This is a genomic window from Limisphaera sp. VF-2 (assembly GCF_049537125.1).
Classification (GTDB): domain Bacteria; phylum Verrucomicrobiota; class Verrucomicrobiia; order Limisphaerales; family Limisphaeraceae; genus Limisphaera.
Window position 1 is genome coordinate 437,291 of the sequence record NZ_JBMVQY010000001.1, and the last position, 24,854, is coordinate 462,144.

Here is a 24,854-nt window from a genome sequence, read left to right on the forward strand (position 1 = left end):
GACAAGTCCTGTTGGCGATTTCCACGCGCAACGTCCCCCGAGCCTATAACCGCTGCCGAAGAGCTTCGCCCAACCCGGCAGCGCGGACCCAAGTCCACCCAGCGGGAGCCGGCCAGTGACCCCCGAGGCGGCAGAACAGGCTCACCCAAGGGGTCGGCTGCTTCATTCCCGGCCACACGCCGGCCAGGACGGTGCGCGCCCCGCGCTTCGAGCCGTCGAAGGGCTGATTCGACAGCCGGCCGCGGACCGGCCGGAAAGCCTCCGCCAGTCCACCCTCAAAACCAACGAATCCGCGCGGGCAGGTAAGAAACCACCGGAGCGAATGCAGCATCGCGCCCATTCATCGCAACGATCCTCGGCCGCAACCGATCCCCAGGTTTTCCGTTCTTCGAAACCCGCGTCGAGAAGTGGCCGACCGGGCACCCGTGGATCCCACTTGCCTTGCCGGGGATGCCCGGTACAGTGCGCGCCGAAACTCTGGATAACCGTCGCCGGGCGTTCCAACCGTTGCCGGGCGTTCCCGCTTCGCAAGGCCGATGTGGAGCCAGAAACCAGGGGCGACATGGAGAAGGTGGCAGCGGTATTGGGAAGCCCTGCTGGGTCTGGTGTATCCGCCCGTTTGCCAGGTCTGTCGGCAGGAGCCAGCCGGGCCCGGCCGGGGTTACGTGGGCCGACGCTGCTGTCAGCAGGTGCGGTGGCTCCGGCCGCCCTGGTGTGCAAAGTGTGGGCTGCCCATCCCGGGAGAGGCCACCGTTCCCTTTGAATGTGCCAACTGTCGGGAGCTGGCTCTCCACTTTCGCTATGCGCGGGCGGCCGTCGCCGCCGACGGCGTGGTCCTGGAAGTGATCCATCGATACAAGTATCAGGAAGCCCTGTGGTTCGAGCCATTCCTGGCCCGACTGCTGGTGCGGGCCGCAGCCGGTCCGGTGCAAAGAGAGGGTTGGAACGCCATTGTGCCGGTTCCGTTGCACCCGGTGCGGCAGCGGGAACGCGGGTTCAACCAGGCGCATCGGCTGGCGCAGTGGCTGGGTCGGGCCACAGGGTTGCCCGTCGAATCCGGCTGGCTGGAACGCAGCAAACCCACCTCGACCCAAACCGTGTTGAGTCGGGACGAACGGCAACGGAACGTCCGGGAGGCCTTTCGCGTGCGACGCGGCGCCGTCGTGTCGGGTCGCCGCATCATCCTGGTGGATGATGTGTTGACCACCGGAGCCACGACCAGCGCCTGCGCCCTGGCGCTCCGGAGGGCCGGGGCGGCAGAGGTCTGTGTTTGGACGGTTGCACGCGGGCTGTAATCCGCTAGAATGGTCCCGATTGCAGCGGCGCAACGTTGTGTCAACATCCAAACGAAAATCGCCCATGGCGACGACCAGTTTCACGCGCAAGCCCGTGGGGCCGGAACCCAAGGATGCGGTTCCCCAGGCGTCTTCCCCCAATGGGGACCCCGGGACCACCTTCGTGCGGAAGCCCAAGTTGGCCAGCAAGGGACGCAAACGCGACATCCCGGAAGGGTTGTGGACCAAGTGTCCCAAGTGCCAGGCCATGGTCTTCGACAAGGAACTCGATGAGAACCTGAAGGTGTGTCCCAAATGCGGGCATCATTTCCAGATGAGCGCGCGGGAACGCATCCATTCGCTGGTGGAGACCTGCACATTCGAGGAGATGGACGCCGATTTGGCCAGCGTGGACGTCCTCGGATTCACGGGAACCGCCAGCTACACCGCCAAGCTGGAGGAATACCAGCGCGCCACGGGACTGAAAGATGCGGTGGTCACGGGTCTCTGCCGGATTGGCCCGCATTTTTGCGGGCTGGGCGTGATGGACTTTGGATTCCTGGGCGGGTCGATGGGTTCCGTGGTGGGCGAAAAACTCACCCGTTTGATCGAAGTTTGCACGGATCGTGAGCTGCCCCTGATCATCGTCTCCAGCAGCGGCGGGGCCCGGATGTACGAGGGACTCTTCAGCCTGATGCAAATGGCCAAGACCTGCGGGGCGCTGGCCTACCATGCCCGCGCCGGCCTGCCGTTCATCAGCGTTCTGACCCACCCCACCACCGCCGGCGTGATGGCCAGCTTCGCCACTGTGGGCGATCTGATCCTGGCCGAACCCGGCGCGATGATCGGGTTTGCCGGGCCGCGCGTGATCAAGGACACCACGCAAAGCGAATTGCCCCCGGGCTTCCAGACGGCAGAGTTCCTCCTGGAACACGGACTGATCGACGCCATCGTGCCCCGTCCCCAACTGCGCTCGCGCCTCATCACCTATTTGAACTACCTGACCGCCTCGCGCCGTTCCGCCCCGGCCGCGGCCTGAGCCGGCCGTCCGGCGCCGCCACCCCATTGCATGTACTACCGCCGCTTTGGTCGTACGGGCCTGCAGATGCCGGTGTTCTCCTGCGGCGGGATGCGCTTCCAGCACGCCTGGAAGGATGTCGATCCGCTGCAGATTCCCCGTGACAACCAGGAGAACCTGGAGGCGTGTGTGTGGCGGGCGTACGAGCTGGGCATCTACCATTTCGAAACCGCCCGCGGCTACGGCACTTCGGAACTGCAGTTGGGCCGCGTGTTGCCGCAACTGCCCCGCGACCGGATCCTGGTGCAAACCAAGGTGGCCCCCCAACCCTCGGCGCGGGCCTTCCTGCGGGAGTTCGAGACTTCGCTCCGGAATCTGCGCTTGGAATACGTGGATCTGCTGGCCATTCACGGGATCAACAACCGGGAGTTGCTCGACCAAACCCTCCGGCCGGGCGGTTGTCTGGCCGCTGCCCGTCAGTTGCAGCGAGAGGGCCGCGTGCGGTTTGTGGGCTTCTCCACCCACGCCCCCACGGGCCTGATCGTGGAGGCCATTCAGACCGGGGAGTTCGACTACGTCAACCTGCACTGGTACTTCGTCAATCCGTTGACCTGGCCGGCGGTGCGCGCGGCGGCCGAACGAGACCTGGGGGTTTTCATCATCAGTCCCAACGACAAAGGCGGCAGGCTGTACGAGGCTTCCGATCGCATGCGCGCCCTCTGCGCGCCGTTGACCCCCATGCAGTTCAACGACCTTTACTGTCTGGCGCGGCCCGAGGTGCACACCCTCAGTTGTGGCGTGGCGCGGCCGGGCGATTTCGACGAACACGTCCAGGCCCTGCAACACTACGAACGAATCCGGGAAGTGGTGGCCCCGATCGAAGCTCGGATCCGCGCCGCCATGAAGGCGGAGTTGGGCGCCGACTGGTGCGCGCGCTGGTTCGAGGGCCTGCCCGAATACACGGAAGTACCCGGCCAGATCAATGTGCTCGAAATCCTGCGGCTCTGGACCTATGCCAGGCCGCTCGGATTGCTCGCCTGGGCACGCATGCGTTACAACCTGCTGGGACAGGCCGATCACTGGTTTCCCGGAAACAATGCCGCGCAGCTGGACGAGGTCGCACTGCGCGAATGCCTGCGGGACAGCCCGTTCGCCGACCGCATCCCCGGGATTTTGCGCGAAGCCCACGCCCTGTTCTACGAGAAGCCCGCCCGGCGCCTCAGCCGCGCCTGAGCGGATCGGCCGACTCCCTCCGTCGCCGATGCGACGCCGGATTGAATTCCTGCCACGGCTTTCTATAGTGCGTGCCGTTCGGAACAAACAACATGAGCCAACCGACCGATGAGAGGCAGCCCTGGGACATCGCCCGGGCCCGGGAGCTGTACCACATAGACCGTTGGGGGGCGAAGTACTTCGACATCAACGAGGAGGGGCACGTCATCGTGCGTCCCTTGCAGGAGGCAGGGGCCGCCGTGGACCTCACCGACGTGGTGGAAGAGGCGCGCGGACGCGGCCTGAAGTTTCCCCTGCTCATCCGCTTTCAGGACATCCTGCGCCACCGCGTCGAGGCCATCAACAAGGCCTTCCAACAGTCCATTCAGGAGTTCAATTACCAGGGCCGCTACCGGGGGGTCTTCCCGGTGAAGGTCAACCAGCTCCGGGAGGTCGTGGAGGAAATCCTGGATGCCGGGCGGCCGTACGACTTCGGCCTGGAAGTGGGCAGCAAACCCGAGCTGTATGCGGGCCTGGCGCTCCAGCCGGCCGTTGGCAGCCTGATCGTCTGCAACGGCTACAAGGACGCCGGGTTCATCCGCATGGCCCTGCTGGGTACCAAGCTCGGCAAAACCGTCATCCTGGTCGTGGAAAAACTGGAGGAACTCCGTCACATCATCGCCCAGTCCCGCCAGACCGGCGTCGAACCCATCATCGGCCTGCGGGTGCGCCTGGTGACCAAGGGCTCCGGACGCTGGGCCGGCAGCGGCGGCGAAGACGCCAAGTTCGGCCTCAGCACGGCCGAGATTCTCGCCGCCTGCGAAATCCTGCGCTCGGAGAACCTGGCGCATTGCTTCCGGCTGCTGCACTTCCACATCGGCTCGCAAGTCACGGACATCCTGACCATCAAGCGAGCCGTGCAGGAGGCGGCCCGGTTCTACGCCAAACTCCGCAAAATGGGGTTCCCGCTGCAATACCTGGATGTCGGCGGCGGCCTCGGGGTCGATTACGACGGCAGCCGCTCCACCTTCGAAAGTTCCACCAACTACACGCTCCAGGAGTATACGAACGACGTCGTCTACTACATCGCCGATGTCTGCGACGCCGAGGGCGTGCCGCATCCGGACATCATCAGCGAAAGCGGCCGCGCCATCGTGGCCCATCACAGTGTGCTGGTGGTGGAGGTTTTCGGAGCCATCGAAAAATGCCCGCCCGAGGCGCGGTTCGAATACGGCGAGCAGGAACATCCCCTGGTGCGCGAGCTGCTCGACATCCGACGCAACCTCGACCGGCTCAACAAACTCGAAGCCTACCACGACGCCCAGGAGCGCCGCGAGGACGCGCACCACATGTTCATCCTCGGATTGATGGACCTGCCGGACAAGGCCAAGATCGAAACGCTCTACTGGGAGATCAGCCGCGCCGTCGTGGCCCACTACAAGGGCCGCCCTCACGTGCCCGAGGAAATCCGCCGACTGGAAGACAGCCTCAGCGACCAGTACCTGTGCAACTTCTCCGTGTTCCAGTCACTCCTGGATCATTGGGCCCTGGGCCATCTTTTCCCCATCATGCCCATCAGCCGCCTCAACGAACGGCCCACGCGCGAAGCCACCCTGGTGGACATCACCTGCGATTCCGACGGCCAGGTCAAACAGTTCATCGATCTGGAGGACGTGCGCGACACGCTGCCCTTGCACGCCCTGCAGCGACGCAACGGACCCAACGGCAGCCCGGGCGCGGTCGAGCCCTATTACCTGGGCTTCTTCCTCATGGGAGCCTACCAGGACATCATGGGCGACCTGCACAACCTCTTCGGTCGGGTCAACGAAGTGCATGTCTTCCTGGATCCGGATGAACCCGCCGGCTACTACATCGAGGAAATCATCGAAGGAACCACCATCGTCCAGTCCCTGGCCTCCGTCCAGTACGACGAAAACGAGCTGAAGCGGCAGATGAAGGCGCAAGTGGACGAGGCCATCCGCTCCGACCGCATGAAACCCTCCGAGGCGATGCGGTTGTTGGACGAATACGAGCGCGGCCTGCGCGAGTACACGTACCTCTCCTTCTGAGGAGCTCACGCGCCGCTTCGGCGGATGCCGGACCATGACTTCGGGCCCCCCTTCCACCCTGCCGCCGGCCGCACTGGGCCCACTGATCCAGGGGTTGTCCCTTCTCTGCTGGGCTCTGCCGCTGGCCGTGGTGATCTGTGTCCAGACCGCGCGCACGGACTGGCTCCGGGCCTGGGGGCTTTGGCCCGCGGTCCTGACCACCGGTCTGGTGTGGGGTGCGGTTCACCGGCTCGCCCAAATCGAGTCGTGCCACGCCGGGCTTCCGACCCTGGAGAAGATCCGGCTGCTGGCTTTGATAGCCTGGGGTTCGAGTCCCTTCCTCTACTGGCACGGTCGCCTACCGCAGCAGCCCTGGTTCGAAACCATGGTGCTGGTGGCCGCGGTGGTGGGGGTCCTCCTCCTTCTGCAGTTCAACCGCTGGTTGCGCGAACTGGCCCCCCTTTTGGCCGACCCCGGCCTGCACAAGGAAATGGCTGTCCTGGTGCCGTGGAACCGGGCCTGGCTACGGGCGGGCCTGGGCCTGCTGCTCCTGGCCGAAGCGATCTCTCATTTCCAGACCGCTCACCCCGCAGCCCTTCGGATTGCCACCGTCCTGGATCGGCACAGCTTCCTTTTCTGGGTGGTGTTTCTCCTGGCCCCGCTGGCCATGACCCTGGCCCTGCTGTGGAAAACGAAGGCTGCCGCCTGGAACGCTCTGCTCCGCCGGGCCGGCACGAATTGACGCCCCCGCCCCGCTTTCCCCCATCGGCTCCGAACCGCCCTACTGGCGTTCGTATTCGCCCTTGCCGATCCGTTTGAACACCGTAAATCCGGCCTTTTTGGCATCCACAATCGACAAGGGCTTGAGTTTTTGCGGGGTGTTGAACGTGCTGATGACCTTGCGCACCGGCCGCTTGCAGGCCGGACAACGCGTCAGTTCCGGGGCGTTCACCGGTCGCATCAGGGTGAAACGCCCGCCGCACACGGCGCAGTCACCTTCGCACAGCTCGTACTCGTACAGTGGCATAGACCCCTAGGATCTCTTCCCCGGCACATATCATCGGCCGGGGCCGCCGGAAATGCAACCGGAGAAGGCGCAGCGGGGCGACCGTGAGGGACCCTCTTTCCGGCCCGTCATGAGCCTCCTGGTCCCCGGGAAGCGTCTGATCGCCGACCGCCGCGGTCCAGCTCCGACGGGTTTCCCTGCACTGCCGACCCGGCGCGGGCCGGAACAGACTGGACTTCCATCGAACCATCCTGCCCTGCCGGGCACCGGCGAAGGTTGCAATCGCGCCAGGGCTCGGCGCAGCGGCCCGGTCCGACCCGCCTGCCTTTAGGAGCCCGAGCCCTGCCTGCGATTCGTGAACGTGGAGAACAGTTCCAGGGGCAGCGGGATGAAGGTGGTCGTGCTGTGTTCGCTGGCAATTTCTCGCATGGTCTGAAGATACCGCAGCTGCAGAGCGATGGGTTCCTTGGCGATCATCTGGGCGGCCTGCACCATCTTCTCGGCTGCCTGGAATTCGCCCTCGGCATTGACGATCTTGGCACGCCGCTCCCGTTCGGCCTCGGCCTGCTTGGCCATGGCCCGCTTCATCCCGTCCGGCAGGGCCACGTCTTTGACTTCGACCGCGGTCACCTTCACGCCCCACGGATCGGTCTGGCGATCGATGATCTCCTGCAACTTCTGGTTGATCTTCTCCCGGTGCGCCAGCAACTCGTCCAACTCGGCCTGGCCCAGAACACTGCGCAACGTGGTCTGCCCCAGCAACGCGGTGGCCTTCCAGAAGTTCTCCACCTTCACCACGGCGGCCACCGGGTCCACCACCCGGAAATACAGCACCGCGTCCACGGTCACCGGCACGTTGTCGCGCGTCATGATCTCCTGCTTGGCCACATCGATGGTGACAACGCGCAGGTCGATCTTCACCATCCGGTCCACCAGCGGAATCAGGATCACCAGGCCCGGTCCCTTGGCCCCGATGAGCTTGCCCAACCGAAAGATCACCCCGCGCTCGTACTCGCGGAGGACCCGGAACATTTGCGGGAGTGCCAGGGCCCCCAGGAGAATCACCGGCACCACCCACGACCCCAGGTTGAGTAGACGAACGATCAGCTCTTCCATAAGCGTGTCTCCTGCGTTTGGACCGGGCTTCCGGATCCCCGGTTCGGCCGGAGCCTCTCGCTCCGCACCGGCCGCGGAACCGTCAACCGGTCACGGGTTTGACCTTCAGTGTGAGTCCCTCCACCCCCACGATTTCCACTCGAGTCCCCTCCTCCACGGGCGAGTCGCTCACGGCCGTCCAGTACTCCCCCTCCACAAACACCTTGCCCCCCGAGGCGTCGATCCGCGTCAGCGCCGTCGTACGAAGACCAATCATGCTCTCCCGACCCACCTTCACCGGCAGGAACTGGGCCTTCAGCCCGGCCGCCACCACCCAGACAAAGAACGCCGTGGTGAGAATGACGCCCGGAACGATGTAGCTCAAGGAAAGCCGAAAACCCGGCTCCGCCCGGTTGAACAACATCAACGCCCCCAGCAAAAACGCCACGACCCCGCCCACCGTCAACACGCCATGACTCGGGGCAAACACATCCGCAATGAACAACAAAATCGCCAGGGCAATCAACGCCAGGCCGGCGAGGTTCACGGGCAAAATGGCGGCCATGTACAGCACCAGGATCAGCGCAATCGCTCCCACCACCCCGGGGAAGATCGCACCCGGATTGCTCAACTCCCCGATGATGCCGTAAATGGCAATCAGCATCAGGATGAACATCACCTCCGGCCGCCACAACCGCTGAAACAAGCGCTCTCGCGCCAGCATGGGGATCTCCACCACCTCGGCTCCGGCGGTCCGTAGAGTGCGCTCTTCCACGCTGCGCCCGTCCAGTTGACGCAGCAAATCCGGCACATCGCGTGCGATGATCTCGATCACGTTGAGTTCCAGCGCCTTTTCCGCGGTGATGGAAGCACTTTCCCGGACCGACGCCTTCGCCCATTCCACATTCCGCCCGCGTTTCTGGGCGATGGCCTCGATGTAGCTGGTCGCGAAGTTCTCCAGCTTCTGTTTCATGACCTCGTCCGTGCCCTGACTGCCACCCACCGGGCTCAGCGCCACGGGATGCGCCGCCCCGATGCTGGTGTTCGGAGCCATGGCCGCCACGTGCGCCGCCAGCGTGATGAAACAGCCGGCACTGCCCGCGTTGGCCCCCTCGGGCGCCACATACACCACCACCGGCACGCGCGAGGCGTAAAACGCCTGAACGATCTCCTTGGTGGAGTCCAGCAGCCCGCCGGGCGTGTCCAGCTGGAGAATCAAAGCCTCGTAGCCCCGCTCGGTCGCCACTTCGATCGCGCGGGCAATGTATCCCGACGTGGCCGGACCGATGGCGCCCTGGACACGGATCAACCCCACGGTGGAGGAGGCGGCCGGGACGCTCCCCGCCCACCCCGCAACCATCAGCAGGGTCAACCAGACCGCTTCGACTGTCCGCCGGATTCTCATGGATCTTTCTGAGGCCAACATAAGCCCTTGGCCCTTCGGAGCAAGGGGAATCGGTCGGCCCACAAACCCGTCCCCGGAAAGTCCCCTCGCAAGGACGTTCCCACGTCCCGGGCATCCTCCGCGCAGGAATCCGTTCCTCTGGCGAGGGCGCGGCTCAATCATAAAGCAGGGAAAACTGGCGGCGCTGCCGAAACCGTTCCAGCTCCGGCTGCCACAGCAACCGAATCTCCTCCGGGGATGCACCGCGCCTCACCGCCGCAAGCGTCGGCGGGTGCAACAGCAGCGATTCCAGTCTGGCCACCGGGAATTGCTCCGGATACCACCGCGCCAGCAACGACGCCACGGTCAGCCCCACCAACACCGGCCGCACCGCTTCACGGTCGGTCACCACACAAGCCACGCCGCGACAGCGCTCCCCGGCGTGCACGCTGGCGGTGGGGGTGAACTCCACGGGCACAAATCGAATGCCCGGCAGCCCCGCAGCGTTCAGCTCCTCGGCCAACCGGACGTCCTCGATGTACGGCGCCCCGATCCATTCGAAGGGGCGGTCCGTCCCCCGTCCCACTGACACGGCCTGCTCCAGCAATCCCAGGCCGGGATACAACAGCGCCGCCGTCAAGCTGCGCATGTTGGGCGAGGGATTCGTCCACGGCAGACCCGTCTCGTCGAACCACTGGCTGCGCCGCCAGTTCCGACACCGGACCACCGTCAGGGGTACCGGCAACCCTTGCTCATGGCGATACAGCTCTGCCAATTCCCCCACCGTCAGCCCGTGACGGATCGGCACATCATAAAACCCCACAAAGGTGGGAGCCGCCCCAAGCAAGGGCCCTTCTTCATGCCGGCCCGTGATCGGGTTCACGCGGTCCAGAACCACCACCTCCTTGCCGAGCTCGGCCGCAGCCTCCATCGCCAGGCCCAACGTGGCGGCATACGTGTAAAACCGGCTCCCGATGTCCTGGACATCGAAAACCAGCGCGTCCAGATCGATCAGGTGCTCCCGACGCGGCCTTCGATTCGGTCCGTAAAGACTGACCACCGGCAGTCCGGTCACGGGATCGATCTCGTCCGGCACAGGTCCGTCACGACCGCCCTGCAAGCCATGTTCGGGGCTGAACAGGCGAACCAGCTGCACCTCCGGGGCAGCCTTCAACAACACCGCCGTCAGCACCCGGTTCCGATCATGCCCGGAATGATTCGTGATCAGGCCCACCCGTTTGCCGCGCAAAGGAGCGAATCCCTCCCGGGCCAACACGTCGATCCCGTTGAGCACCGGCTCTGTGCCGGCCCGCGAGGCGCGCGTCCGCATCGGAACCCCGGCCTCGCGCCGGGGCAACGCGCCGGGTACATGGGCGAAGTTGAATCCCACCACGGCCTCCGCCGCCAAGGTCCCCAACTCGTAACGCAAATCCCGCACGCTGCCCTGCTCGGTGGGGTGATTCCGGTTGCACAGGAAAAGCACGAACGTCCCGGAAAACGGGTCGATCCACAAACTCGGGCCCGTCCAACCGGTGTGTCCGTAACTCCCAAGCGGAAACCAACGACCCCGGGGCACGCTGTACGGCGAGTCGATGTCCCAGCCCAGCCCCCTCCGCACAGGCACGGTGCCCGGCGTCTGGACCGTGGTCATGAGACGCACCGTCTCCACCCGAAAAATGCGGCGGCCGTCCAGCTGCCCCTGGTCCAACAACATCCGTGCGAAGCGGGCCAAATCCGCCGCGGTGGAAAACAATCCCGCGTGCCCCGCCACTCCGCCCATGCGTCGAGCCGTCGGGTCGTGGACCGTCCCCCGCAACACCTGGCCCGAGGGCAAACGCTCCGTGGGGGCAACGCGCGACCAAACTTCGGCCGGGGGACAGAATCCCGTGTCCACCATGCCCAGGGGCCGAAACAATCGTTCCCGACAAAAAACGTCCAGGCCCTGCCCGCTGATCCGCCGCACCAATTCGCCCAGGATCATGAAGTTCAGGTCGCTGTAAACGAACGCGGTCCCCGGCGGGGCCAGCGGCTTTTCCCGGGTGATCATCGCCAGCGCCGTTGGCGCGCCGGACCATTCGGGCTGCAGCGGCAGGCCCGGTCGCAATCCGGATGTGTGCGTGAGCAAATGCCGAATCGTAATCTCCTCGCGTCCCCCGCCCGCAAATTCGGGCCAATACCGCGCCACCGGTTCATCCAGGGCCAGCCGGCCATCCTCGATCAGCAACATCACCGCCGGAGTCGTGGCCACCACCTTGGTCAACGAAGCCACGTCGAAAATCGTATCCACGGTCATCGCCTCCCGCGCGGGCTCCAGCGCCCGTTGACCGTAGGCGCGAACGTACTGCCGGCCTGCGCGTTCCAACCACAGCACACCACCGGGAATCCGGCCCTCGCGAATCGCGGTCTCGATCGCCTCGTCGATCTGCCGCAGTTTCTCCGAAAAGAAAACCGCCTCTGCGCCGTCCTGCGCCATGGCCGGGTCCCCCGCCCAAGCTACGGCCCAAATGACAAACCCGACACAGCAAGAAGCCCACCCGCACCTCCGGCGGCCCAAACGCGGGCCGAAACCCTCGACCCTCGGCAGTTGGGGATCAGGGGTCTCCGTTTCTCAAGGTCGGCGACCCCGGGGAATGCTTCCCCTGTCTCACCATCGAAACGGCTCCGGTCCCGCACCGAGACCGCACCCCTGGCCGAGGGCGGCCATCGCTGTCAGCCCGGGCCGGGCCGCGCCCCCGAACCCGGTTCCAGCGCCCGGGCGTTTCTCCTCCGTTATCGTGCGATCTCCCGCGGGGTCGCATCGGGTTGACTCCGGGCCCCGCGCTGGCCCGAGCCCGTCCTAAAGCCGGCGCGGGTGCGGCCCATACCGCCCCGTTCACCTGCCCACCACGTGCCCATCCGCGGCCTTGCTGCAAGTCGGGTAGGTCCCGACCGGATTGATCGTATACGTCCCGCCCGCCGGGCACTTGGGGAACACCTCGTTCTCGATGAAAGGCAACAGCTCCTGCTCCGTGGGCGTGTCACTGTCGCTCTTGCCGTTCTCCAGGGCCCACTGCTGCTTGGCGCTTTGGATCATGCGCAGATTTGCCACGCACACCTTGGTCTGCGTGGTTCGACGTGCGCGCCCCAGGTTCGGGATGGCCACCGCCATCAACAGACCGATGATGGCCACCACGATCATGATCTCGATCAATGTGAAGCCCGCTTGGCGGCGATTCAGCATTTTCATGGCTCGCTTCCTACCGGCAATGTTTCCCACCCACAGCGGCCCCGGGACCTTTCCCCCGCCGGAACCGCTGCGATCAGCGCGTTTGGCGGCACCGACTTTAACGGAGCGCCACGTTCCTCAAAAGAAAAACCCTCCTCCCGCCAAAAGTCGCGCCGGTCCTGGGTGGTGCAACGGTTCCCGTTCGCCGGCCTGCCGGATCCGCCCTCGAATCCGCACCCCCGGCACAGCCGTCCTTGTCGGGCGGGTTGTCGCGTCTCCGACGGTTTCCAAGCGTCAGCGGTGCACCGTAACAGGCGTCGCATGCGGCCTCGACGCAGACCCTACCCCTCCCCGATCGCCCGGCCAGTTTTGAATGGACAAGACCGGGGCAGGTCCATTGTAGTGATGCATCGTTCTTGGGCATCGAGCCAACGATCGGCTTACGGCATGGAAAAGACCAAACAAACCGGCACCAAACCCGGGGGCAGTGCACCCGTGTCGACCTCAACGGCCCCCGCCACGGCAGATGTCCGGCCGACTCTGCCGCCCCTGTTCCGTGCGGTCGACTGGGCCACGTTCGCGGTCACCACGGTGACAGTCCTCGTGGGTTACCTCTGGACCCTGGCTCCGGATCTGACCCTGGAAGACTGCGGGGAACTGGCGGTCGCCAGCTATTACGCGGGCATTCCCCACCCGCCCGGCTATCCGGTCTGGACCTTGTACACGTGGCTTTGGACGCACCTGCCGTGGTCGAACATCGCCTGGCGCGTGGCGTTGGCCAGCGCGTTTGCCGGGGCGTTGGCCTGCGGCTTCCTGGCCCTGCTGGTCTCGCGGGGCAGCAGCATGCTCATGGAGGGGTTGGAAGAGCTCAAGGCCATGGCCGGCCGATGGGAAAGCGCCATCTGCATGGTTTCAGGGTTCGTGGCCGGGGGGCTGTTGGGCTTCAACGGATTCATGTGGAGCCAGTCGGTGATCGTCGAGGTGTACTCCCTGAGCGTGCTGTCGCTGGTTCTGGTTCTGCTGTTCCTGCTGCGTTGGATCTACGCCCCGGAACAGCGCCGCTATCTTTATTGGGCCTTTTTCCTCTTCGGCATCTGCTTCACCAACCACCAGTCGTTGCTCGTGGCGGCCATGGGCATCGAGGTGGCCATCATCGCCGCCAGGCCTGCCCTGGGCCGGGACTTCCTGCTGGCCAACACACTGGTGTACCTGCTGGGATTGCTGGCCTACGCCATGGGCAAACTGCCCACGTTCGCCAGCCCGCCGGGCCAGCTGAACATGATGTTCGTGATCTTCAACATGGTGGGGCTGGCCTCGCTGGGCGGACTGGCCTGGCTCTTTGTGCGCACGCAGAAGCTCGGTACCGAATGGAAGCCCGTACTGATCTGTGGGCTGCTGTTTTTCCTGGGCGTCTCGTTCTATCTTTACATGCCCATCGCCGGCATGACCAACCCTCCGATGCAGTGGGGGTATCCCCGGACCGAGGAGGGTTTTTGGCACGCACTGACCCGCGGCCAGTACGAAAAGGCCAATCCGACCAATTTCCTGAACGACCCGCTGCGGTTCCTGACCCAGCTCGGCATGTTGGTCGAGGGCGTCGCGGAGGAATTCAGCTGGGTCTTCATGTTCATCGCACTGGTGCCGTTTTTCTTCCTGCGCCGCATGCAGCCGCGCGAACGTGCCTGGATCATCGGCATCACGGCCATCTACCTCTGCCTGGGCGTGCTGCTGATGATCCTGCTGAATCCGCCCCCGGATCGCGCCGCGCGTGAACTGGTGCGGGTGTTTTTCACGGCTTCGCACGTTTGCGTGGCGCTGTTGGTGGGCTATGGCCTGACCCTGATTGCCGCCTACATGGCCACCCACTTCGCCCAGTTCCGTCGCTGGGGCCTGCTGGGCGGTGGCGTGGCGTTTGCCCTGGCGGTCTTTTCCCTGGCCCAAAAGACCGACCAGCTCTTCGGCGGCGATCCGAAGAAGAGCCCCCTGCAGGTGTTTCTCGGCGGCCTTGTTCAGGCTTTCGAGCCCGAGCAATACGGCCTGCCCATTTATGCCGGACTCATGCTGGCCGGCATGACCCTGGCCTTCATCGGAGGCTGCGCCCTGTACCGACATCGCGCGCCCCTGGCCATCACCCTGGCCATGTTCGCCCTGATGCCCGGCTATTCGTTCATGAACAACTGGTTCGAGAACGAGCAGCGCGGTCACCTCTTCGGATACTGGTTCGGCCACGACATGTTCAGCCCGCCCTTCGTGGGACCCGATGGCAGGCTGACCTACGATCCGGAACTGCGGGCCCAATACCTGCAGGATCCGGAGAAGCGCAAATTCGTTTACCCCGAGATGGCCCGCCACGCGGTCTTGTATGGAGGAACCGATCCGGGACGGTTTTGCCCCACCTACACGATCTTCTGCGAAAGCTTCATTCCCCCGGAATGTAAACCGCGGGATCCGAACTTCGACCGACGCGACGTGTACATCATTACGCAGAACGCCCTCGCAGACGGCACATACCTCATGTACATCCGGGCCCACTACAACAAGAGCGAGCAAATCAAGTACGACACGCCCTTCTTCCAGGAACTCTTCCGCAGCGAAGAGGAATCCCGGCTCAATTACCGAACCAACCTGTTGGCACGTCTGGCCTGTCGGTTGATCGACCGGCCGCTGAGCGCCCTGGGCGATGCGGTGGAGAAGCGGCGTCGTGCGGGCTCCTCGTACTTTACCCCCGCCGACTTCCTCCCCGGTTTCGTCGAGCGACTTCGTTCCCGGGCCGATCCCCTTTCGGCCTTTCTTTACACCAACCTGACCGAGCGCACCCGGCAGAGCCTCGAGACCCAACCCGACCTCAAGGCGCTGGCGCGGGATTTGAACTCGGTGATTGAACGCGACTGGAGGGTCTTCCGCGAACTTGAAAAACTCCGCGCCCAGCGGGCCGCCCTGGAGGACCGCCTCCTGGGCCTTACGCCCACGCCGCGGCAGCAGCGGCAACGCGAAGCGCTGCAGCAGCGGATCGAAACCCTGGAACGGACCGAACCCCTCTACACGCCGGCCCGCTTCGCTCACGTCCAGCTGTCGCCGTATGTGCAGCGGTTCCTCCGCCAGAATCCCCGGCTCCACAGCCGGATCCGACTGAACCGACTGCTCCTCGAGGAGGCCTATCCCGGCTTGCTGGCCCGCAGCAAGGGCGGTGTATACCCCGACCTCGAAATCCACATCGCCACGCCGGAGGAATCCCAACAGTGTTTCAACCAATACATCGAGGACGCCGCCCGCCGCTTGCGACTCAACCAGCTCCGGCCGGGAGAAAACGTCCAGCTGGTGGGCAGCGGGGCGGAGCAAAAGGTCCAGGTCTCCGGTCAGGTCTCCGTCATGGCCATCAATGCCCTCATCGCCAAGGTCATGTTCGACAAGAATCCGGAGCACGAGTTCTACGTGGAGGAAAGCTTTCCCCTGGAATGGATGTATCCCTATCTGACGCCGTTCGGGATCATCATGAAGGTCAATCGCCAGCCGCTGCCGGAGCTCACCGAGGAAATCGTGGCGCGGGATCATCACTTCTGGTCGCATTACTCCGAACGTCTCATCGGCAACTGGATCACATACGACACCCCGGTTCGGGAAATCGTCGAGTTTGCCGAACGTGTCTATCTGCGCCGCAATTTCAAGGGCTTCAAGGGTGACCCCAAATTCGTGCGCGACGACCAGGCGCAAAAATCGTTCTCCAAACTCCGCAGTTCCATCGGGGGGGTGTACGCCTGGCGCGTGGCCGAGGCCAATGCCAAACTGGCCGAACTGCACGCACGGCCCCTGCCCGATCCGGTCGCTCAACAACAGCAGCTGGCCCACTGGACCGCCGTGCGCGACCGGATGATCCGCGAGGCCGACTTCGCCTTCCGCCAGGCCTTTGCCTTCTGCCCGTACAGCCCCGAGGCCGTGTTCCGTTACTGCCAGTTACTCATCTCCTTGCAGCGTTACGAGGATGCCTACCTGATCGCCGAAACCTGCCGCAAACTCGACCCCTACAACGCGCAGGTGGACGATCTGGCGCGCCGGCTTCGAACCGTTCGGGACGCCACGCCCGCCGCTGCTCTGCCCGCTGCCCCCGACATCGCCGGCTTGGAACGCGCCCTGGCCGCACATCCCACCAATTTCCAGACGGCTCTGGACCTGGCCGCCACCTACCTGTCCCTGGGCCAGAGCAATCGCGCCTTCGAAATCCTCGACGGGATCGTGAAGCATCCCCAGGCCGATGCCGGCGCCGTGCTGGCCGTGGCCCAGGCCTACGTCACCCTCGGCAATTACCCGCGCCTGGAAACCACCCTCGAACGCCTCGTCCAGCTCAGCCCCACCCAGCCCGAAGCCTGGTACGACCTGGCCGCCATGAAAGCCATCCTCCAGAAAACTGCCGAGGCCATCCCCGCTCTCCGCCGCGCCCTCGAACTCAGCGACGCCCGACTCAAAACGGATCCCAAGCAACGCAACCTGCGAGATGAACTCCGAAAAGATCCGCGCTTCCAGCACCTCCGCCAGAACCCTGCGTTCCAAAGCCTCTTGGAAACGCCGCCCCCGTGAAGCCCTCGCCCCCCGGGCGGGGCCCCGAAAGCTCGGTTCCCCTGATGGAACGGCCCGACGCACATTGAGCCGGGCCGATTGGCACCGACCGCCCCACACGACCCACGGTCCGGGGGAACGGACCGCTGGGGAGAACCCGAGCGAGAGGCGGGCCCGGGACGACCTGCCGGGTTTCGGGGAGATACGAGCCAGCACGGCGCGGTCCAGAACCTGTCACCGACGCACGCGCCGTTGGCGCTCATGCACCCGTTCCGAAGCCCTCCCCCGACGACGCACGCACTCGCGCGGCGGAACCGTGGGCGGCAGCGCCTCGGAGCTTGCCGGCGCAACCGTGGTTCTTCCACCGGACCCGCGCCATGCCCGGTGGCCTTCCGGTCCTCCGCCGGGGCACCCTCCCCCTCGCCCGGAAAAACCCGCAGGGCTCCGGGCCTCCTCGGCCGAAGATCGTTGATTCGACGCGCCGTGGCGCCCGCGTGACCAGCGACGCGGGCTGCGCCGCACGTACCCAAGATTGCCGCACCAACGCGCGCTTTGCTACAGTGCGCGGGCCATGAGTGAGATTCCAAAAGCCTACGAACCCGGGCTGGTCGAACAAAAATGGTACGACACCTGGGAGCGCAGCGGCTTTTTCACCGCCGACCCTGCCTCGCCCAAGCCGGCGTACTCCATCGTCATTCCGCCCCCGAACGTCACCGGGGTGCTGCACATGGGCCACGTGCTCAACAACACCATTCAGGACATCCTGGCCCGCAAAGCCCGCATGGAGGGCTACGAAGTGCTCTGGCTGCCGGGCACGGATCACGCCGGCATCGCCACCCAAGCCGTGGTGGAGAAAGCGCTGCGCAAACAGGGCCTGATGAAGCATCGCAACGATCTGGGCCGCGAAAGGTTCCTCGAACACGTGTGGGCCTGGAAGGAAAAGCACGGCGACATCATCATCCAGCAACTCAAACGACTGGGCTGCTCCTGCGATTGGACCCGGCTCCGGTTCACGATGGATCCGGAGTATTCCCGCTGTGTGCAGAAGGTCTTCGTGGCGCTGTTCCGGGACGGGCTCATCTACCGGGGGCTGCGCATGGTGAACTGGGACCCGGCCGCGCAAACCGCCTTGTCCGACGAGGAAGTGGAGTGGGTCGAGGAAAAAAGTCACCTCTGGCACCTGAAGTACCCGCTTCTGGACGCAGACGGCCGGCCCTCGTCCGGGGAGTATGTCGTGGTGGCCACCACCCGCCCGGAAACCATGCTCGGGGATGAGGCAGTGGCCGTTCACCCGGGCGATCCACGTTACCAGAACCTCATCGGTCGCCGGGTCCTTCTGCCGCTGCGCAACAAGCCCATTCCGGTCATCGCAGACGAGGCGGTGGACCCCGAATTCGGCACCGGCTGCGTCAAGGTCACCCCCGCGCATGACCCTGCCGACTACGAAATGGCCGTCCGACATCACCTGCCGTTGACCGTCGTCATCGGGCCCGATGGACGCATGACGGCCGAGGCGGGCGATGGTTTCGCCGGCCTGGATCGCATGGAGGCGCGCAAGGCCGTGGTCGCGCATCTCGAAAAGCTCGGACTGCTGGCCCGGGTCGAGGATTACACCCACCGCGTGGGTTACAGCCAGCGCAGCCATGTCCCCATCGAACCGCGCCTCAGTGAACAATGGTTTCTGCGCTATCCGGAGGTCGAACGTGCGCTGCGCGCCGTGGAACAGGGAGAGATCCGGTTCCATCCGGACCGCTGGGTCAAGACCTACGCCCACTGGATGACTCACCTGAAGGACTGGTGCATCAGCCGGCAGCTCTGGTGGGGTCATCGAATCCCCGTCTGGACCCGCAGCTTTCCCGATGTCGCCAGTCTCGAAGCCGCCGAGCGCGAGCTCGCCACCTGGGGACCCGCCGTGGCCATCCGACGCGACCAACTGACCCTGTACGCGGCCACCGCCGAGGAATCCCTCCAACACCAGCTCACCCAACAGGGCTGGACGCAGGATCCGGACGTGCTCGATACCTGGTTCAGTTCCTGGCTGTGGCCGTTCGCCACCATGGGCTGGACCGGCGACCCCGCCCGCGACCGCCAAAACCCCACGCTCCAGCGCTTCTATCCCACCACCGACCTGGTCACGGGACCCGACATCATTTTCTTCTGGGTGGCCCGCATGATCATGGCCGGATTGCGCTTCATGGACGCGGTGCCCTTCCGCAACGTCTATTTCACCGGCATCATCCGGGACAAACTGGGCCGCAAGATGAGCAAGAGCCTGGGCAACTCGCCCGACCCGCTCGACCTGATTGGCCGGTACGGGGCCGACGCACTCCGGTTCGGCACCATGCGCAGCGCACCTCTGGGACAGGACGTTCTGTTCGATGAGAAGGACGTCGAGCTCGGTCGCAACTTCTGCAACAAACTCTGGAACGCGTGCCGATTCCGCCAGCTTCAGGGCCCGCCCACGGACGCTTCCCTCGAGCCCCGCGGCCTCACCGTGGACGATCGCTGGATCCTCCTCAAACTCGACACCGCCATCCGCGAAATCCATGCCGCCTTCGCCGAGTACCGGTTCAGCGAGGTCACCCAAACCCTCTACCGCTTTTTCTGGAGCGAGTACTGCGACTGGTACGTGGAAGCCTCCAAGGCGGTGTTGTACGGAAGCTCCCCCGAGCGCAAACAGCAGACCCTGGCCGTGCTGGACTTCGTCCTCCATCACACGCTGCGACTGTTCCATCCCTTTCTCCCCCACATTACCGAGGAACTCTGGCACGGACTGGGCTTCGCGCGGAAGCACCCCGAAGACCGCGGCGGCCGCACCATCCTCTTCGCCCCCTGGCCCCAGCCCTTCAGCGAGGAATTCCGCCTCCGCCACGGACTCGACGAGGCTGTCGCCGCCTTCGTCGATGCCCGCTACGCGCTGGTAACCGAGGGCCGCAACCTCCGCCGGTTGGCCAACATCCCCGCCAATCGCAAGGTCCGCTTCATTCTCAAACCGACGCGCGAACTCGACGACCACGACCGCGCCGTGCTGCAATTGTTGTTGCAGGCGGAGTCCCTGGAACTCGATCCCCGGGCGCAACCCCGGCGGGGCACCCCCACCTGCCGCACCGCCCTCGGGGATCTGTTCCTGCCCTTGGAGGGCGTGGTGGACGTCGCCGCCGAAACCGCCCGTCTCACACGTGAACTGGAGAAAATCCAGGCGGAAATCGCCCGGATCGAGCAGCGTTTGGGAGACCCGCACTTCACCGCCAAGGCGCCGTCCCACGTCCTGGACGAACATCGGCGGCGACTGGCCGAGTGGCGCGATCGGGCCGATCACGCCCGCGCCGCACTCGCGCTCTTGCAATCCTAGACCCGGCCGATCCTGTCGCCCCGGCGCAGCGATCCGCACCGGCTCCCGACCTCGAGGGACATGGCGCACAGACGCTGCTGCCGGGTTCGCCCCTCCAATCCTGCGCCGGCAGCAGAGCGCGCCCCGGCCACCCTCAGGGAACCCCGCAACGGCCGTTTCGGGCCTTCCGGGAACTCATTCCCCGATGCAATGGGCCAACACGCTTCGCCGGTGCGGCTCGTGTCGGTGTTCCCACAGGTAAATCCCCTGCCACGTCCCCAGGGCCAGAGCCCCGTCCCGCACCGGGATGCTGAGGTTCACGGCCGTCAGAGCACTCCGCACATGCGCCGGCATGTCGTCAGGCCCCTCCACCGTGTGCCGAAACAGGGGATCTCCATCGGGCACCAGCCGCGCAAAGAATCTCTCCAGATCCCGGCGCACCTCGGGATCGGCGTTCTCTTGGATCAACAACGACGCGGAAGTGTGCTGGATGTGCAGAGTCAACAGGCCCTGCCGAACTCCGATGTCCCCGACCCAGGCGGCCACGTCGCGCGTCAGCTCATAGAACCCGCGTCCGCGGGTGGCCACGATGAATTCGTGCATCCATTGGCGCATGCGTCCTCGAAAGGTTCCGTGCCCGACCGCCCTGGGGCCGCCGAGCGCCCGCCTGCACGGCGTCGGCCCACCCCAACGTTGCCCGGCCGAACCGGGTCTGGCAAGCTGCGCGCCGTGGGTCATCTTGCTCACGCTCGGAAAGTCTTTGACGTCGAGATTGCCGGCCTGCGAGCCGTCCGGCGTCGGTTGGACGAAGCCTTCGACCGCGCCGTGGAGCTCATCGTGGAAACGCTCCGGCGCCGCGGCAAAATCATCGTGGTCGGCATCGGCAAGTCCGGCAACATCGGCCATAAGATCGCCGCCACCCTCACCAGTACGGGGGCGCCCAGCGTGGTCCTCAACAGCGTGGACGCGCTGCACGGCGATCTGGGCATCGTCACGGACGGGGACGTGGTGCTGGCCCTGAGCTATTCCGGAGAGTCCGACGAGCTGATCAACCTGCTGCCGGCGCTGCGCCGGTTTTCCATCCGGCTCATCAGCTTCACCGGCAGCGCACGGTCCACATTGGCCCGATACAGCGACGTGGTCCTGAACGTGCACGTGCCGCGCGAGGCCTGTCCCTTCAACCTCGCTCCCACCACCAGCACCACCGCCATGCTGGTCCTGGGCGATGCGCTCGCCATGGCCGTGCTCCATGCCCGCGGGTTCAAAAAGAGCGACTACGCCCGACTTCACCCCGCCGGGGCCATCGGCCGGGCCATGCTGCTGCGCGTCGCCGACATCATGCGGACCGGCAACCGCCACGCCGTCGCCCCCGAGACCCTCTCCGTGCGCGACGGGCTCCTGCTCATGACCCGCGCCAAATCCGGCTGCCTCAGCATCGTCAACCAGCGCGGCAAACTGGTCGGTGTGTTCACCGACGGCGACTTTCGACGACGCATCCCCGAAGACGATCATCTCCTCACCCGGCCCCTGCGCGAGGTCATGACCCGCAACCCCGTCTGCATCCGCATGGACGCCCTGGCCGCAGAAGCCCTGAAGGTGTTCAACGAACGCAACATCGACGATCTGATCGTCGTGAATGCCAAACGCGAACCGGTCGGCCTGGTCGATTCCCAGGACCTGCCCAGGCTCAAGCTCATGTAGCCCGCCACGGGCCCGAGACGAATCGCTCGCCCTCATGAACGCGCACGTCTGCTCCCGGCTCCGTCCAACTCCATCCCGGTGGCTTCTGTGCCTGGCTTTGGCTTGGCTGCCCGCTTTCGCGGCCCCTGCTTCGACAACTTCCATGTTTCAAGAGAATCTCTTCGAAACCCGCATCACACGCGACATTCGGTACCGTTACCTGCTCAGCCTTCCCCGCGACGCCTCGGCCGGGACCGAAACCGCGTCGCCTGCGCGGCGCTGGCCCCTGGTACTCTTTCTCCACGGCGCCGGCGAACGGGGTCAGGATCTGCGCCGGGTAACCGTTCACGGTCCTCCGGCCCTGGTCCAGCGCGGGACCAACTTCCCCTTCATTCTGGTGGCGCCCCAGTGTCCCGAGGACCAACGGTGGGACGCGCCCGGCCTGATGGCGTTGCTGGAGCACCTCGTGCATCGGCTGCCCGTGGACCCCACCCGCGTGTACGTCACCGGCCTGAGCATGGGCGGCTATGGCACCTGGAAACTGGGCCTCACCTACCCGGATCGCTTTGCGGCCATTGTCCCCATCTGCGGCGGCGGAGAGTGGATCGATGTCCGCCTGGCGGCTCGCAGCCGGGTCGAAGCACTCCGCAGCCTTGCCGTGTGGGCCTTCCACGGTGCCAGGGACCCCGTGGTCCCCTTGAGCGAATCCGAGCGCATGGTCCAAGCTCTGAAGGACGCCGGTGCCCGCGAGGTTCGGCTCACCGTCTATCCCGAGGCCGAACACGACTCTTGGACCGTCACTTACGAGAACCCCGAAGTCTATCGCTGGATGTTGGAGCACCGCCGACCCGATGCCGACTGGCCGGGGACTCCTTAACAAGGCCCTTCACAAGGCAGCGAGGCACGTTTTCTTCGGGAAAGGCGGCTTTTCGAATCCGGGACCGGCACCGGAGGGTTCCGAAAAGCGCGGTTTTTTCAACACCCTGCCCACGATTCCCGAGCTTCCCCGGCCGCCGGCGAGCTTCCCGCCCCGGCTGCGCAACTCTCGCCGCCTCTTCCGGGTCACCTTACCACGGCTTGCGTTCGTTCATGGACCGAACGATCAGCCGCCGCAACGCCAGAAAATCCACGCTGCCCGTCTCCCGCCAGATCACCTGTCCCTCGGGATTGATCAGCACGGTATACGGCACCACCCCCTGCCAGGTCGGATCGAACGCGTCGATGAGCACCTCGCGATTCTCGCTGGCGAAAATCAGATTGCGACACGAAGCCTGCTGACGCTGCAAAAAGTCCAACACCCGCGGTCGTTCTTCCGGCCGGTTGAGCGACACCGTGACCAGCTCGAAGTCCCGGTGGCGGTACATCCGCCAGGTGGTGATGAAATCTCCGAATTCCGCCACGCACGGGGCACACCACGTTGCCCAAAACGACACCAACCGGAACTTGCCCGTCCCCTCGTTCCTCCGAAGCGCGCGCAAACCCGCCTCGTCCACCGGCTCCAGACTCACCGGCTCCCGGGCCAGTTTCTCCAGGAAAGCCCGGTTCTGCGGGATCTTGTCCGGCCACTTCACCGAACAACCCACCACCTTGGTTTGCTTGACCGGTGGGTCCTGCCCCGCCAGCAGCGCGTCCAGCGCCTCCCGCAGATAATGACGTTTCACGTTCTGGACCCGTTCCGAATCGTCCACCGCGCCCACGTACCGGAGCCGTCGCTGCTCATCGAACACGAAAACATGCGGCGTGGCCACCGGGCCGTACGCACGCGCCGTCTCCTCCGCATCCCCGGCATAGAGATAGGGAAAGTTGAACTGGCGCTCCCGGGCCCGGAGCTTCATTTCCTCGAAGGAATCGCCCATGTCCGACCAACCCAGCTCGTCCAATCGAACCGCGTCGGGCGCATTGGGACTGATCGCCACCAGCGCAACGCCCTTCGGTCGGTAATCCTCGACGATTTGCTTCAATCGCGGCTCGTAATACTGGGCCGTGGGACAGTGGTTGCAGGTGAACACCACCACCAGGATCCGCGCGTGTGCAAAGTCCTTCAGCGCCCAGCGTCGACCGTCCACGCCGGGCAAATCGAAATCCGGCGCTGTCGCCCCCAGCGGCAACGTTGAAGGAGGATTCTCCGCCGCCCACGCCATCCAGCCGAGACACCACGCCAGTCCCACTGCACAGATCCGTTTCATGCCCCGACCTTACGGTGTCGCCGACGCCCCGCGCAAGTCTCCCACCCCGCCAGTCCATGAAACCAGCTGCCTGCCGCGCTGCTCCCGGCTCGAACCGCGCCGCCCGTCGACTGCAGAATCCACCTTCTCTCTCCACCCGCCACGACATTGGGCGGTTTGATGCTGGACCGCCACCGACGCCCCGAGATCAGCCCGGTCCCGGCCTCGAGCGTGCCGCCGCCCGCCCAGTCTCACCTCCCTCTGCCCCCACGCCTCTTCAGGCCCGGATCGCCGATGCACGTCCGCTGCCTCCCGTTTTCCGCCGCGTTCCCTGCCGAGCCGTCGATGACCGACATTCCGCAGAAGACACCGATTGTGGTTTTCCAATGCTGTACGCGACAACGCCCACACCGTTCGGCAGCGGCCCGCCGCATTCTCGCCGCCGACCGACTCAGGGATCTGCGCTACAAAGTCCGACCGCACATCCGACTGCACAAACGGTAAACCACGCTCGGGAAACTGACCTCAACAGTCCCTACGCGGGCATGCCGGGTCGGACGTTTGCTTCGTCCCGTTCGATCAACAGTGGCCTGAGCCTTCCAAGGGGTGCTGTGCCCTCGCCGGCCGATGCGCCGCAAATGCGAATTGGAGCTTGCGTCGCCACAGCCGTTCAAGGCCCGCCGCAACGTGGCCTGGGGCTCGGGTGTAGCCTACCAGTCCCACAGAGCCATCCCACACCACACCATTCTGCACTTCGCGGAAAGCCATTCGGACTTCTCGTCACCGTCCTCCTTGGCGTTCCACAGCGGCGTTCCCTGTAGACAAGCTGTTTGGCTCCTCAGAATCAGGACTACCCTGGCCCAAGGGAGCTTCACGCATGGTCTC

The 24,854-nt window shown here is 65.2% G+C and carries 16 protein-coding genes; 9 read left to right on the forward strand and 7 right to left on the reverse strand.

All coding sequences use genetic code 11. The annotated features are described in order from the left end of the window. The first annotated feature begins 536 nt into the window (after window positions 1-536). The 5 genes from ACPDIT_RS01490 (at window position 537) to ACPDIT_RS01510 (ending at window position 6,294) form a co-directional block, all read left to right on the forward strand. The gene (locus tag ACPDIT_RS01490) at window positions 537-1,295 is read left to right on the forward strand and encodes a ComF family protein (RefSeq protein ID WP_423440911.1); all 759 of its coding nucleotides are present in this window, start codon (window positions 537-539) and stop codon (window positions 1,293-1,295) included. A gap of 64 nt (window positions 1,296-1,359) precedes the next feature. Further along, window positions 1,360-2,313, forward strand: coding sequence for an acetyl-CoA carboxylase, carboxyltransferase subunit beta (accD, locus tag ACPDIT_RS01495; RefSeq protein ID WP_423440913.1), 954 nt, complete (start codon window positions 1,360-1,362; stop codon window positions 2,311-2,313). A 30-nt stretch (window positions 2,314-2,343) separates the two neighbouring features. Next, window positions 2,344-3,525: an aldo/keto reductase gene (locus ACPDIT_RS01500; protein ID WP_423440915.1), complete on the forward strand. Its 1,182-nt coding sequence runs from the start codon at window positions 2,344-2,346 to the stop codon at window positions 3,523-3,525. A 92-nt stretch (window positions 3,526-3,617) separates the two neighbouring features. Next, window positions 3,618-5,573, forward strand: a complete 1,956-nt coding sequence (gene speA, locus ACPDIT_RS01505; RefSeq protein WP_423440917.1) for a biosynthetic arginine decarboxylase — start codon at window positions 3,618-3,620, stop codon at window positions 5,571-5,573. 34 nt (window positions 5,574-5,607) lie between these two features. Then, window positions 5,608-6,294 (forward strand): hypothetical protein, encoded by a 687-nt coding sequence (locus tag ACPDIT_RS01510; RefSeq protein WP_423440918.1) that lies wholly within the window; start codon window positions 5,608-5,610, stop codon window positions 6,292-6,294. A gap of 39 nt (window positions 6,295-6,333) precedes the next feature. Here ACPDIT_RS01510 and ACPDIT_RS01515 read toward each other — a convergent pair whose 3' ends face one another. The 5 genes from ACPDIT_RS01515 to ACPDIT_RS01535 form a co-directional block, all read right to left on the reverse strand. Next, window positions 6,334-6,579 (reverse strand): FmdB family zinc ribbon protein, encoded by a 246-nt coding sequence (locus ACPDIT_RS01515; RefSeq protein WP_423440920.1) that lies wholly within the window; start codon window positions 6,577-6,579, stop codon window positions 6,334-6,336. Between the two features lie 306 nt (window positions 6,580-6,885). Next, window positions 6,886-7,674 carry an SPFH domain-containing protein gene (locus ACPDIT_RS01520; protein ID WP_423440922.1) on the reverse strand — a complete coding sequence of 263 codons (789 nt, stop codon included), beginning with the start codon at window positions 7,672-7,674 and terminating at the stop codon, window positions 6,886-6,888. Window positions 7,675-7,756: 82 nt separating this feature from the next. Continuing rightward, window positions 7,757-9,058 (reverse strand): NfeD family protein, encoded by a 1,302-nt coding sequence (locus tag ACPDIT_RS01525; RefSeq protein WP_423440924.1) that lies wholly within the window; start codon window positions 9,056-9,058, stop codon window positions 7,757-7,759. A gap of 154 nt (window positions 9,059-9,212) precedes the next feature. Next, window positions 9,213-11,510, reverse strand: coding sequence for a serine hydrolase (locus ACPDIT_RS01530; protein ID WP_423440926.1), 2,298 nt, complete (start codon window positions 11,508-11,510; stop codon window positions 9,213-9,215). 399 nt (window positions 11,511-11,909) lie between these two features. Beyond that, window positions 11,910-12,263: a competence type IV pilus major pilin ComGC gene (locus ACPDIT_RS01535; RefSeq protein ID WP_423440927.1), complete on the reverse strand. Its 354-nt coding sequence runs from the start codon at window positions 12,261-12,263 to the stop codon at window positions 11,910-11,912. A 426-nt stretch (window positions 12,264-12,689) separates the two neighbouring features. Here ACPDIT_RS01535 and ACPDIT_RS01540 point away from each other — a divergent pair, with 426 nt between their 5' ends. Then, the gene (locus tag ACPDIT_RS01540; protein WP_423440929.1) at window positions 12,690-16,814 is read left to right on the forward strand and encodes a protein O-mannosyl-transferase family; all 4,125 of its coding nucleotides are present in this window, start codon (window positions 12,690-12,692) and stop codon (window positions 16,812-16,814) included. 550 nt (window positions 16,815-17,364) lie between these two features. Next, on the forward strand, window positions 17,365-20,145 hold the full coding sequence (locus tag ACPDIT_RS01545) for a valine--tRNA ligase (protein ID WP_423440930.1): 2,781 nt from the start codon (window positions 17,365-17,367) through the stop codon (window positions 20,143-20,145). A 174-nt stretch (window positions 20,146-20,319) separates the two neighbouring features. Here ACPDIT_RS01545 and ACPDIT_RS01550 read toward each other — a convergent pair whose 3' ends face one another. After that, complete coding sequence (locus ACPDIT_RS01550; RefSeq protein WP_423440932.1) at window positions 20,320-20,739, reverse strand: secondary thiamine-phosphate synthase enzyme YjbQ; 420 nt, start codon at window positions 20,737-20,739, stop codon at window positions 20,320-20,322. Between the two features lie 114 nt (window positions 20,740-20,853). Here ACPDIT_RS01550 and ACPDIT_RS01555 point away from each other — a divergent pair, with 114 nt between their 5' ends. Further along, entirely contained in the window at window positions 20,854-21,825 is a 972-nt protein-coding gene (locus tag ACPDIT_RS01555; RefSeq protein WP_423440934.1) for a KpsF/GutQ family sugar-phosphate isomerase, read from the forward strand. Window positions 21,826-21,967: 142 nt separating this feature from the next. Continuing rightward, entirely contained in the window at window positions 21,968-22,681 is a 714-nt protein-coding gene (locus tag ACPDIT_RS01560; RefSeq protein ID WP_423440936.1) for a prolyl oligopeptidase family serine peptidase, read from the forward strand. A 190-nt stretch (window positions 22,682-22,871) separates the two neighbouring features. Here the strand turns inward: ACPDIT_RS01560 and ACPDIT_RS01565 are convergent, their stop codons facing one another. Further along, complete coding sequence (locus ACPDIT_RS01565; RefSeq protein WP_423440938.1) at window positions 22,872-23,990, reverse strand: redoxin domain-containing protein; 1,119 nt, start codon at window positions 23,988-23,990, stop codon at window positions 22,872-22,874. Window positions 23,991-24,854: the final 864 nt, after the last annotated feature.

What these genes read in the sequence shown, in the direction of transcription:
- ACPDIT_RS01490 (WP_423440911.1), top strand. Translation starts at nt 537, where the DNA reads ATGTGGAGCCAGAAACCAGGGGCGACATGGAGAAGGTGGCAGCGGTAT.
- accD (WP_423440913.1), top strand. Translation starts at nt 1,360, where the DNA reads ATGGCGACGACCAGTTTCACGCGCAAGCCCGTGGGGCCGGAACCCAAG.
- ACPDIT_RS01500 (WP_423440915.1), top strand. Translation starts at nt 2,344, where the DNA reads ATGTACTACCGCCGCTTTGGTCGTACGGGCCTGCAGATGCCGGTGTTC.
- speA (WP_423440917.1), top strand. Translation starts at nt 3,618, where the DNA reads ATGAGCCAACCGACCGATGAGAGGCAGCCCTGGGACATCGCCCGGGCC.
- ACPDIT_RS01510 (WP_423440918.1), top strand. Translation starts at nt 5,608, where the DNA reads ATGACTTCGGGCCCCCCTTCCACCCTGCCGCCGGCCGCACTGGGCCCA.
- ACPDIT_RS01515 (WP_423440920.1), bottom strand. Translation starts at nt 6,579, where the DNA reads ATGCCACTGTACGAGTACGAGCTGTGCGAAGGTGACTGCGCCGTGTGC.
- ACPDIT_RS01520 (WP_423440922.1), bottom strand. Translation starts at nt 7,674, where the DNA reads ATGGAAGAGCTGATCGTTCGTCTACTCAACCTGGGGTCGTGGGTGGTG.
- ACPDIT_RS01525 (WP_423440924.1), bottom strand. Translation starts at nt 9,058, where the DNA reads ATGAGAATCCGGCGGACAGTCGAAGCGGTCTGGTTGACCCTGCTGATG.
- ACPDIT_RS01530 (WP_423440926.1), bottom strand. Translation starts at nt 11,510, where the DNA reads ATGGCGCAGGACGGCGCAGAGGCGGTTTTCTTTTCGGAGAAACTGCGG.
- ACPDIT_RS01535 (WP_423440927.1), bottom strand. Translation starts at nt 12,263, where the DNA reads ATGAAAATGCTGAATCGCCGCCAAGCGGGCTTCACATTGATCGAGATC.
- ACPDIT_RS01540 (WP_423440929.1), top strand. Translation starts at nt 12,690, where the DNA reads ATGGAAAAGACCAAACAAACCGGCACCAAACCCGGGGGCAGTGCACCC.
- ACPDIT_RS01545 (WP_423440930.1), top strand. Translation starts at nt 17,365, where the DNA reads ATGAGTGAGATTCCAAAAGCCTACGAACCCGGGCTGGTCGAACAAAAA.
- ACPDIT_RS01550 (WP_423440932.1), bottom strand. Translation starts at nt 20,739, where the DNA reads ATGCGCCAATGGATGCACGAATTCATCGTGGCCACCCGCGGACGCGGG.
- ACPDIT_RS01560 (WP_423440936.1), top strand. Translation starts at nt 21,968, where the DNA reads ATGTTTCAAGAGAATCTCTTCGAAACCCGCATCACACGCGACATTCGG.
- ACPDIT_RS01565 (WP_423440938.1), bottom strand. Translation starts at nt 23,990, where the DNA reads ATGAAACGGATCTGTGCAGTGGGACTGGCGTGGTGTCTCGGCTGGATG.